Annotated in this window: 8 protein-coding genes; 2 read left to right on the forward strand and 6 right to left on the reverse strand. The window is 47.7% G+C overall.

From position 1 onward, the window contains the following. Nucleotides 1-57: 57 nt before the first annotated feature. Nucleotides 58-1,527: a glutamate synthase subunit beta gene (locus tag ACKRAT_RS12650; RefSeq protein ID WP_411842738.1), complete on the reverse strand. Its 1,470-nt coding sequence runs from the start codon at nt 1,525-1,527 to the stop codon at nt 58-60. A 16-nt stretch (nt 1,528-1,543) separates the two neighbouring features. Next, nucleotides 1,544-6,013: a glutamate synthase large subunit gene (gene gltB / locus ACKRAT_RS12655; RefSeq protein WP_411842739.1), complete on the reverse strand. Its 4,470-nt coding sequence runs from the start codon at nt 6,011-6,013 to the stop codon at nt 1,544-1,546. A gap of 118 nt (nt 6,014-6,131) precedes the next feature. On the opposite strand from gltB, the gene ACKRAT_RS12660 reads away from it, so the two are divergent. Further along, nucleotides 6,132-7,013: a LysR family transcriptional regulator gene (locus tag ACKRAT_RS12660; RefSeq protein WP_411842740.1), complete on the forward strand. Its 882-nt coding sequence runs from the start codon at nt 6,132-6,134 to the stop codon at nt 7,011-7,013. A gap of 81 nt (nt 7,014-7,094) precedes the next feature. Further along, nucleotides 7,095-7,523, forward strand: coding sequence for a pyridoxamine 5'-phosphate oxidase family protein (locus ACKRAT_RS12665; RefSeq protein ID WP_411842741.1), 429 nt, complete (start codon nt 7,095-7,097; stop codon nt 7,521-7,523). A gap of 83 nt (nt 7,524-7,606) precedes the next feature. Here ACKRAT_RS12665 and ACKRAT_RS12670 read toward each other — a convergent pair whose 3' ends face one another. The 4 genes from ACKRAT_RS12670 to ACKRAT_RS12685 all read right to left on the reverse strand — a co-directional run bounded on the left by ACKRAT_RS12670 (nt 7,607) and on the right by ACKRAT_RS12685 (nt 11,917). After that, complete coding sequence (locus ACKRAT_RS12670; protein WP_411842742.1) at nt 7,607-8,056, reverse strand: hypothetical protein; 450 nt, start codon at nt 8,054-8,056, stop codon at nt 7,607-7,609. A 12-nt stretch (nt 8,057-8,068) separates the two neighbouring features. Continuing rightward, nucleotides 8,069-8,860: a DUF3100 domain-containing protein gene (locus ACKRAT_RS12675; protein ID WP_411842743.1), complete on the reverse strand. Its 792-nt coding sequence runs from the start codon at nt 8,858-8,860 to the stop codon at nt 8,069-8,071. Nucleotides 8,861-9,392: 532 nt separating this feature from the next. Continuing rightward, nucleotides 9,393-10,448, reverse strand: a complete 1,056-nt coding sequence (locus ACKRAT_RS12680; RefSeq protein WP_411842744.1) for a tartrate dehydrogenase — start codon at nt 10,446-10,448, stop codon at nt 9,393-9,395. A gap of 32 nt (nt 10,449-10,480) precedes the next feature. Further along, nucleotides 10,481-11,917 (reverse strand): SLC13 family permease, encoded by a 1,437-nt coding sequence (locus ACKRAT_RS12685; RefSeq protein ID WP_411842745.1) that lies wholly within the window; start codon nt 11,915-11,917, stop codon nt 10,481-10,483. Between the last annotated feature and the right edge of the window lie 146 nt (nt 11,918-12,063).

Raw genomic sequence — 12,063 nt, forward strand, 5'->3', positions numbered from 1 at the left:
TTCTTGATAAAACATTGAACCCGGGGCATTGAATCATGCCCCGGGTTCAAATATATATCAGGATGTTTTATGGAACATTTTGTTCTGCACCGCAAACTTGTGCGCCGCTTTGGCAACGCCGCGTCCTTCCTTGATCGCCCAGACTACCAGGCTCTGGCCGCGTCTTGCATCCCCTGCCGCAAATACTTTCTTTCTGTTTGTTTTATAATTGTCTTCATCTGCGGCGATTTTATTGTTGTTCATATGAAGATTGAATGCTTTGGGAAGTGCACTTTCAACGCCTTCAAATCCGATGGAGAGCAGTACCAGATCCGCTTTGAAGTATCTTTCCTGATCTTCCAGCGTCATATTGGATAGTGAGTGCTGACCCAGCACCTGGGTATTGAGTCCTTTTAGATCGCCGACGAAATCCACGTCATATCCCATCGTCTGTACCCCATAGGTTCTTGGTTCAAGACCGAACTTCTCCTGGTACTCGGCATGGGCATAGTCCAATTTGAACGTCTTCTTTTCAAGCGGCCAGAACGGATTGCCTTCAATCTCATCCGGCAGACGGTCATATTTGTTGAACTGGAATACTGATTTGCAGTCTTCCCGAAGTGCCATCGCCACACAATCCGCACCTGTGTCTCCCCCGCCGATTACAATGACATGCTTGCCTTCTGCGGTGATTGCCGGTTCGTCGATTTCATCAAATTGATATTTCGTCTGCTCCGTTAAATAATCCATCGCAAACTGGATATCACGGCTTTGGCGGCCTTCAAGTTTTAAATCCCTCTGTTTTCTTGCACCGACAGCAACGATGACAGCATCGTACTGCGCGTCGAGATCCTCATAAGTGACATCTTTACCAACGTCCACATCACAGATGAAATGAACGCCCGCTTCTTCCATGACTTCGATCCTGCGTTCTACGACCGCTTTATCCAGCTTCATGTTTGGAATACCGTATCTCAGCAGTCCGCCCGGCTTAGTGTCCCGTTCATAGACGTCCACATCATGCCCCCATGAGTTCATCTCATCCGCTGCAGTAAGCCCTGCCGGACCGCTGCCGATGATGGCGATACGTGTACCCAGACGATGATTCGGCTTTCTCGGCTTCACCCAGTCCTGCTTATAGGCTTCATCGATGATTGTTCGTTCGATGCCTTTGATCGCCACCGGCTCGCTGTTGATGGACAGCACACATGAAGATTCACATGGTGCCGGACAGACACTGCCCGTAAACTCCGGGAAGTTATTCGTTTCTGCAAGGCGTTGATAAGCTTCCCTGAAGTCGCCCTTATGGACCAGGTCGTTCCATTCCGGGATATAGTTGCCGATCGGGCAGCCGACCGTCTCTTTGCCGACACCGACCCCAGTCTGGCAAAACGGTGTGCCGCAATCCATACAGCGCGCGCCTTGTTCCTGTGCATCATCATTACAGAAGCGGTGCTGAAAGGCATCGTAGTTTTCAATCCTGGATTTCAGATCTTCTTCGCCCTGTTTCTTTCTTTCATACTTTAAAAACCCTTTGAATTCTCCCATATGGCAGTGCTCCTTTCTAATAGATATTCATCTTCTCAAGTTCAGTTTCGGAGGTGGTCACTTCGTTGTTGAATGCATTCAGTTCCGCTTCTTTTCTGGATTGCTTTGCACTGATGCCATAACGGATCCTTTGCTGCATTTTTCTGTATTCAGTCGGAATCACCTTGATGACCTCCAGTTCTCCCGCCTCGATCTTATCGAGCGCCGTCCGTGCTTTATCACTGTCGGTGAAATACGCTTGTCCATACAGTAGATGCTTCACTTTTCCAAGCTCTTCTGCATCTGTAACATATCCGACTTCAATCATTTCACCGTTCATGTTCACTTTGTTTTCTGCGATGGATTTTTCATTGACGATATACGCGATACCGCCGCTCATCCCTGCAGCAAAGTTTTTACCAATATCCCCTAAAATGACAACTCTCCCACCAGTCATGTACTCAAGTCCATGGTCCCCGATGCCTTCAACCACAACTTCAGCACCGCTGTTTCTTACACAGAAACGTTCACCGGCCATGCCGTTGATGAATACCTGGCCATTAACCGCGCCGTACAGGCAGACATTTCCCGCGATGATTTCATGGCTGCGGTTCACGTTAGGCGCCTGGACCACGATGCGGCCGCCTGAAATACCTTTACCGACATAGTCATTCAAGTCTCCGGTGTGATGAAGCGTCAACCCCTGCGGTATAAAGGCACCGTAGCTCTGACCGCCGTGGCCGAATGTATTCACTTTATAATAATCGTGTTCCAGCTTATCCATACCATGCGTATTTGTAATCAGACTGCCCAGTCTCGTACCGATGTTCCGGTTCCTGTTTTCAACATGATAGGCGGATTCCTGTTTTTCCCCCAGTTCCACTTTTTCCTTGAAATCCGGCAGCATCGTCAGATCATCCAGAGACCATTCGAACGGATGCTCCTGCCCCTTCGTTTTCCTTCTGTCCCCATTGATGCGGGTCAGAAGCGGTGCCAGATCAAGCTCGCTCATCTGATGTTCTGCCGTCTTGGACGTATCCACTTCGAGATGTTCAACGGCACCGACCAGTTCGTCCATGGATCTGAGCCCGAGCTCGGCAAGGATTTCCCTTATGTCTTCAGCGATGAAGTGCATGAAGTTGACTACGTGTTCCGCCTTGCCCGTGTACAGTTTCCTGAGATCGCCATTCTGTGTCGCGATCCCTACAGGACATGTATCTTTATGGCAGACGCGCATCATGATACATCCGAGCACTACAAGCGGTGCCGTCGCGAATGCGAACTCTTCGGCACCCAGTGCACAGGCCATCGCCACGTCACGGCCCGTCATAAGCTTGCCGTCGGTTTCAAGCGTCACCCTGGATCTTAAACCGTTCAACTGCAATGTCTGATGCGCTTCAGTCAGGCCAAGCTCCCACGGCAGCCCCGCATGCTGGATGCTCGTCAGCGGCGAGGCCCCCGTGCCGCCGTCAAATCCGCTGATGACGATTTTATCCGCATAGGCTTTCGCAACGCCTGCCGCGATCGTACCGACGCCATCCTTGGCAACCAGCTTCACTGAGATAGCCGCGTCTTTATTCGCATTTTTCAAGTCATGTATCAGCTGTGCCAGATCTTCGATGCTGTAAATATCATGATGCGGCGGCGGTGATATCAGCCCGACCCCCGGTGTGGAATTTCTGATTTCAGCCACCCATGGATATACTTTCTGTCCCGGCAGCTGTCCGCCTTCCCCGGGTTTCGCGCCCTGGGCCACTTTGATTTGGATTTCCTTTGCGCTGTTCAAGTACTGGCTGTTGACCCCGAAGCGGCCGGATGCCACCTGTTTGATGGCACTGTTATGATTTCTGCCGTCTGCTTTGACTTCGAAACGCTCGGGATTCTCGCCGCCTTCGCCGCTGTTGCTTCTGCCGCCGATCATGTTCATTGCCTCAGCGAGTGTTTCATGGGCTTCCTGTGAGAGTGAACCGAAACTCATCGCCCCTGTTTTAAAGCGTTTGACGATCGCCTCTTTAGGTTCCACCTGGTCAAGCGGAATGGATCTTCCCTCTTTGAATTTGAGCAGGTGCCTGATGCTCGAATGATGGCTCTCATGCATGTATTCCCTGTATTCATCATATGCTTCCTGGTCATTCGTACGGCAGGCCTGCTGAAGCAGGCGGATGGAATTCGGATTGATGACGTGATGGTCGCCCTGCTGCCGCCATTGGAACTTGCTGCCCGGCTCCAGGTACTCCAGTCTGACATCTTGCATTTTTTTATTATTAAAATCGATATCCTCAATGGACTGTCCGCCGATTTTCGATGTCGCATTGCCGAAATAGTTCTCCATTACCGATTTGCCAAGGCCGACCGCTTCAAATACCTGGGCGCCGTGGTAACTCTGGACCGTTGCGATACCCATCTTCGCCATGACTTTGATCAGGCCTTCGGTGAGTGCCTTATTATAAGCAGTGATGACTGTCGTATCGCCTTCGGAAACAGCAACCAGCGTCTCCTGTGCAATATAAGGCAGCACAGCATTCGCTCCGAATCCGATCAGCGTCGCAACGTGGTGCACTTCCCTTACCTCGGCCGTTTTAATGATGATGCTCGTCAATGTCCTGCATTCGCTGTCGATCAGCGCCTGATGCACCGCACTCGTCACGAGCAGCGAAGGCATGACATATACCGATTCGTCTTCAAGCACTTTTTCATCGGTAAGCACCAGCACACCATTTGTCTGTGCTTTCTCCACCGCTTCCTTCGTCACCCGGTCGATCGCATCCCCGAGCGAACCTTCATAAGTGATGTCGATCCCGGCAACACCGAGCCCCTCGACATCCGCACGTTCCAAAGTACGCTGGTCGATGACCGGACGTTCCAGCTGGACCCGCTTCACGGCTCTGATATCCGGAGTGATCAGATGCCCTTCCCCGCCGAGATAGACGATCTCACTCGTCACGATCTTCTCTCTGTACGAATCCAGAGGCGGGTTGGTCACCTGTGCGAAATGCTGCTTAAAGTAATCGAACAACAGCTTCGGACGGTCGGACAGGAATGCAAGCGGCTGGTCGAAGCCCATCGCTCCGATCGGGTCCTTCACCTGCGTCGTCAGCGGCTGCATATACTTCTGGATGTCCTCCTTCGTATAGCCGAAACGGACGAGCACCGCATGCAGTGTATCCTTATCGATCTGATTTCTTTTTAAAGCCGGCATATCGACGGATTCGCTGCGTTTCTGGTCCATCCACTCGCTGTACGGCCTGCTTGATGCAATACCGTGCTTCAATTCATCATTCTCGATAATTCTGGATGAATCAAAATCAACCAGCAGCAGTTTACCCGGGCTCAGCTGCCCCTTGTACATGATTTCATTTTCCTCTATATCCACGACGCCGACTTCCGAGGAATAGATGATTTCATTATCCTCGGTGACATAGTAGCGCCCCGGTCTGAGTCCGTTCCTGTCGGTCAGTGCCCCCAGTTTATGATTGTCACAGAAGCTGATCATCGTCGGGCCATCCCATGGTTCCATCAAATAGCTGTAAAATTCATAGAAGTCCTTGATGGCCGGGTTATCATAGGACTGATACTTCCAAGGTTCGGGAATCATGATCATCGCCGCCTGTTCCGGTGTCATCACCAGACTCATGAATTCCATCACATTATCGACCATCGCAGAGTCACTGCCGTCTTCATCAATGATACTTTCGATCTTCCTGCCCCTCTCACCGAAAGTATCGACCAGCCACTGCTTCGTACGCGCCTTCATCCAGTTGGCATTCCCTTTGATCGTGTTGATTTCACCATTATGCATCAGCAGTCTGTTCGGATGCGCCCGCGCCCAGCTCGGGAAAGTATTCGTGCTGAACCTGGAGTGGACCGACCCGAATTTAGTAACATAGCGTTCGTCCTTCAAATCCACATAGAACATCTTGATCTGGCCGGCACGCAGCCACCCCTTGTAGACGATGGTTTCATTGGAAAATGAGGCGACATAATGTTCAACATGCCCGGCTTCAAGTTTCTGCTCTATCATTTTCCTCATATAATAAAGATCCAGCGGCTCGCTCACATCTGTAATCACCTGGACAAACTGCGGCATCGTTTCACGCACATGTGAGGCGATGGCGTCCACATTGATCGGTACATCACGAAATGCGATCAGCCTCCCGCCTTCTTCATTCACTGTTTCTTCAACGATGCTCTTAAATGTTTTCAGAGAGGCCTCGGCATCAATCAAATACATACCGACGGAATACTCTCCAAAATCAGGAAGGCCGGAGAACTCGTCTTTTAAAAGGTCATGGGGAATTTCCGTCATGATGCCGGCGCCGTCCCCCGTCACTCCATCAGACCCCACACCGCCGCGGTGATCCAGTCTTTCCAGCATTTCAAGGGATTTCACTACAATTTTATGGGACCGTTTATTATCCATATTTGCATAGAAACCAATACCACATGCATCATGCTCATTTTTGGAATCGTATAGACCTTTTTGTTTGATTGATTGATATAAACTCATTTCGAGTCACCTCTTTTTCAGAATATTTCTGTAAGTCTATATTATCCATATATTCATCTATACAATCAATATATCAATGATATAATATTGATATCAAAATTAGATTGGTCGTGAGTTCATGGAAATCAAACAGCTGAAATATTTTGTGGAAACCGCCAGACAGGAACACATGACAGAAGCTGCGATGGTGCTTAATGTCGCCCAGTCCGCTTTATCCAGACAGATCGGTCTTTTGGAAAATGATCTGGGGACAGAACTGTTCAGAAGAGAAGGCAGGAACATCAAACTGACCGATGCCGGAAAATCATTTTATGAAGATGCCGTACAAATATTGGAATCCATCGATAAATCCAAAGAGAAGATCACAAATGTGCAGAATTTAAAAGAACATACATTTAATATCCATATCACCCGCTCGGATATGACGACCAAAGTGCTGCAGTCTTTCAACCACTTTATAAAACAGGACGAATCCATCACATTCACCATCCATTCAGAAGATGAGGATACGCTCGAAGAAAAATTATTGGATGCATCTTTGGACCTGGTGATATCCCCTGAAAAACTGAATGACGACCAGCTGAAAAGCATTTTATTATTCGAGCAGAACTACTATTATGTATTCCGGCAGAAAAACCGGGTCAATCTGCCCATGCAGGCATCACTCAGCGAATTGGAGGATATGCCGCTCGCAACGTTCGAGCCTGCCATAGAGATGGCGGGTCTGTTTAAAAACAGTACAATCCATAACTATAAAGACCTTTCCATCATCCAGCATCTGCTCATCCATCACGGATACGTCGCCATCGTCACGAATGATGAAGCAAAACAGCTGACATATAATTATCCGAATTTCACCGTGTACAGCCTGGTACATTTAAATATAAAACACCCGATGTATGTCAGCATCCTGAAAAATAACGAAAAACCATTCGTGAACCAGTGGTTCAATCAGCTGAGGCAGGAATTCATGCCGATGTATCAGCCCTACACTGACTGACTGTCTTCCGGATCTGGATGGTTAGCCATTTTTCAATCGGGTATTAAGAAAGGAGATTGAATTTTACAGGAGGAATTTCTTATGGACAGAGAAGACTTCAAAGAGGAAATCAGAAAAATTCTTGATGGAAATAATATCGGCACCATGGCAACAATCCGTGATAATAAGCCGATGAGCCGATATATGTATTTTTATAATGACGGACTCACGCTTTATACCTATACCAGAAAAGGCACTTATAAAGTGGAAGACCTTGAAGAGAACCCCCACGCGCATATACTCCTCGGTTACGAAGAACGTGACGGAATGGGCGAACGCTATGTAGAGATACAGGGTAAAGCAAGTCTGCCGGAAGATGTCACACCAGATATTGATGAAGTATTGGCCAAAGCGGGACAGCTTTACAAAAAGCTGAAAGGCGAAGATGATATGCAGGCAATCCGCATCGACATTGAAAACGCAAGAATCATGAATGACGGCGGAAATGCTCCGGATCCTGTTGAATTATAAACAGCACACAAATAGAAAATGCATTTTGTGACCAGAGGCTCAGCAAAGGTTACAAAATGCATTTTTACGTTATTAATATTATTTTAAATGATGCCCTGGGTTCTCAATATCACTTCGGCAATGAGCGCAGAGCCGAGAAACGTCCCGATGAACACCAGGGTCGCTACGACTACAGCTCTCCAGCCCATTTTCGTGAAGTCCGCCCAGTTCCGCCCTATCGATATGCCTGCATAGGCCAATATCGGCGTCGTGATGGCGAGTAGTTCTATCTGGCTTGTCCATTCGACGATGGCTCCCGATCCGGGAAACCACGGTACAGATACGATGATGCCGATAAGTGCGATATAGCCGACTGCCGGGATATTCACCGGTATATACTCCTCCATGATCATCCCCAGCAGTGCGATTGCGATTAATATGAGCATTCCCGGTACGGCTCCGGGAGAATATATTTGATATCCCACCATATTGCCGACCAGGGTGATTCCGCCGAATATCAGCAATATGATCGTCCATTCAATAATTTTTTTCATGACTGTACCTCCCTACTGTTTATCCTTAGTCATAACTGCATATATTTTATTTGCAAGCGGCAATCCGATGAATAAACTGACATAAAGTCCGGTTGCCAGCGACAGCAGATTGCTCGCTCCGGCGAGCGCAATGATCTGTTCTTCCATCTCAGGATATGCCGCGATCAAAGTACCGCTTCCCGCCGCCATCATACTGCCACTGCCCACACCGGATGCCAAAGCGAAAGACAGCGGATGCAGCGGTGTCGCAGTCGCCAGTATTCCGGCAATCAATCCGAGGAACACCGCACCGAATACAGTACCGAATATGTACATCGTCATTACACCCCGTCCTTCAGGCGAGTCAAAACCATAGCGGTCGACGATCAGCCCGACATTGGGCTCCCTGCCTATGGAATGCGTCATTCCCACACTTTCCCTTTTCATCCCAAGCCATATGGCTACAGGCAGTGCAATGATTATCGTGCCGAGGTTACCCAGCTCCTGCAGCAGAAGCGCCGGTCCGACAGCTAAAAGATCCTGGATCTGGGGACCGATGACAACTCCTATCTTGGCAATCAGGACACCCACGCCGATCACGATTAACGGCTCGGCATTTACCGATCGTTTCTCCGAGACCAAAGGTGTGAAATATAAACCAAGGCCGATAAACAGTGCATAGAGCATCGGCAGCAAAAGAATCGCTCCGGGGCCGATATTGATTGAGACCTGGCCGATATATTCCGTTATCAGCACTGTAACGAGAACGATTAAATGAAGACGCCAATCTTTAATGATACTTAACAATTTTTCTTTTCCATCCATTTTCCTTCCTCCTCTTTTCCATTTATTATAACCCAATACATTTTGAATAATTTAATAATTATGAATAAATGCGGGCACTTTTTCATTTTATGCTTTTTATTAAAAGAAATGAATCATGTTTCCTGCATCCAGAGAAAGGATATAGGATTCTGATACATAATTTTTAAACGGAGGATGGAACAAAAGATATTTTATGAGAAGAGATCTTAATTTGAACGAGACACAAGTATAAATATGCGTTGATGCGGATTGATGGGCATCTGGAGGAGATTGTACTGTATAGATTATTGATCATGCTATTAGTGTTCGTCAGTTATTTCATCGGTTATTGGTTTTCAATTCAATCGAAGGAATGGCCAGTCAGATTACAATTCTAATAATATACATCATACTTATGGTGATATTGTCTTTTCATCTGGAAAGACAATTCAACAAAAAGGAATAGTGACTGAATGGTCCCATTCAAATTGAAGACCTGCCATGAAAATGACAGGTCTTCTTCTTCACACGGAGCCCCGGATGCATTTCTATTCTATTTCTTCAATCTTCCAATAATCTGTTCTGTCACTTCATCCATCGTATGGCTGCCGCCAACGTCAGGCGTCAGGAATCCGTCTGCCGTCGTACGCTCCATCGCATCAAGCAGCAGTGTACCCATCTCTTCCTCACCGTGGTGATCGAGCAGCATTTTCGCCGTCCAGATCTGTCCGATCGGGTTGGCAATGCCTTTCCCTACGATATCCGGTGCCGAACCGTGTACGGGCTCGAACATTGACGGGTGTCTGCCGTTCAAGTTCAGGTTCGCCGAGGGTGCAATACCGATGCTTCCCATAATTGCCGCACCAACGTCTGTTAAAATATCCCCGAATAAATTGCTCGCCACCACTACATCATAGCGTTCCGGGTGTGTAACGAATGATGCAGCCAGTGCATCGATGTGCTGGGACATGGTTTCTATTCCACTGTGATCTGAGGCCGTTTCCTTGAAGACTTCATCCCAGAACGGCATGGAGTGGAAAATCCCGTTGGATTTCGTTGCACTCGTCACATGCCCGCTTCTGGACTTTGCCATTTCAAAGGCATGCTCCATCGCCTGTTTCGTAGCACGTTTGGAGAACACGTTATTTTGAATGGCAATCTCATCATCACCCTGGTACATTCTGCCGCCGACGGAACTGTATTCCCCTTCACTGTTTTCGCGAACAACAATGATATCGAAATCTTTCGGATTCGCAAGCGGAGATTTTATGCCGCCAAAGACTTTTGCCGGCCTGACATTAATCTCGAGCTGGAATTCTTTTCTGATTTTCAGAAGCAGTCCCCAAAGCGAAATATGATCCGGCACTTTGGAAGCATCGCCGACAGCGCCCAGAAACACACTGTCCGATTGGCCGAGTCTTTCCATGCCGTCCGCCGCCATCATCTCCCCGTGCTGGAGATAATAGTCGCAGCCGTAATCAAAATGTTCATATTCGAACTTCAGTCCCCCATGGACATCCGCAATGGTGTCCAATACTTTCAGAGAAGCGGGGACGACTTCAGTACCAATTCCGTCTCCGGGTATAACAGCGAGTTTTATCTTTTTCATATGTATCCTCCAAATTCATTTTATTTATTATTCTACGGCCAAAAACCGATCCATCTCCAATAAGTATACGCTACTGCCGTCATGATCACGATGCTGGCTGCAGTCGACAGCAGGCCCGGCCATAGAAAATCTTTTTGCGTGACCCGTCCCGTACTGTGCACAACAACATTCGGCATCGTTTCCACAACGAGCAGAAATCCGAGCAGCATGGATATTGCCGAAGCGAAAACAATCACTACCGGATCAAGGCCCGATTGTGTAGCCAGGCCGATCAGCACAGGCATCAGGGTGATCACTGCCGTCGATACGTTCGTCACGCCCAGATGATATAACTGCGATAGAATGATGACTATCGGAATCGCCAGCCATGGATTGCTGAAAATATCGACGACGATTTGAGGGGATACCAGCACTTCCAGCAGATCAATCGCTCCGGATTCAATCAATGAATAGCCGAGGGAGAGTGTTGCACCGATAAGAAGTACCATGCTGAAGTTTATTTCCAACATCTTTCTCCACTCTGTGAATCCAATCCTCGGCAATGCCATGAGCACTGCAGCAAACAAAGCCCCAAAGGTAGGATGATAGCCATGCCATGATTCCGTCAGCCAGATGATGATTGTGAAAACCAGTATCGCCAGACATTTCTTTTCATCGACCGTCAATTTCCCGAGTTCACTGTGTTTCCGCTTCATTTCCTTGTGCAGACTGTCGAACGATTGGGCCTCCGGCGGATAACATTTCCAAACGATATACATGATTACTATCGTCAATAAAATCCATATCGGCGCAGCATATATAAACCACTGCAGATAAGAAATGGAAATGCCGACATACAGCCTGAGGATCTCGACGGCAAGAATATTGCCGATTGCTGCGGTGAGCACAGCAGTTCCACTGATGCTTATGCCAAAAGCTGTACCGATATACATCAATTTATTGAAGTTCGAATTTTTATCCGCTCTGGTCTCTTCGATTATATTCGCAATAACCGGCATCATCAATGAAGAACGGACGGCAGTGGCCGGAATAAAGAAGGCCTGGACCTGCATCAGTATAATAAGACCCGTATAAATGCCTTTAGCCGATTTTCCCAACAGTGACATGAGTCCATATGTCATTCTCTTAATCAGCAGAGTATCGTTAACGCCGGTGGCGATCATCATTCCGCCAATAATCAGAAAAACTGCCGGGGATGAGAACCCGCTTAATACCACTTCAATCTCCACCGGTTTTAACACCATTAGGAGAACAAGGACAATGACAGCAGTCAGACTGATGGGAACCGGCGTAAATGTCCAGAATATCAATCCAAAAAGCATCGTAGCGATTGTACTTCTGGCCGGCCAGGATACAGACTCGGGCAGGAAAAATAAAACAGACAGAAAGAGGATTACGGCGGATATCACCACAATCCATCGGCTTAATCCTCTTTGTTTTCCTAACTTTTTCTTATTGACTGTCCTCACCTCCCCGAATCGATATTTTCAAATATCAGATCATCATTTTTCCTATGCTCATTATATCGTAAAAGCGACAAATGAATATATGATCAGGACTCCTCTTTATAATCATTCATAAAAAAACATTGAATGCATTTCAAAATGCACTCAAT

Source organism: Salinicoccus sp. HZC-1 (genome assembly GCF_046736035.1).
Lineage (GTDB): Bacteria > Bacillota > Bacilli > Staphylococcales > Salinicoccaceae > Salinicoccus.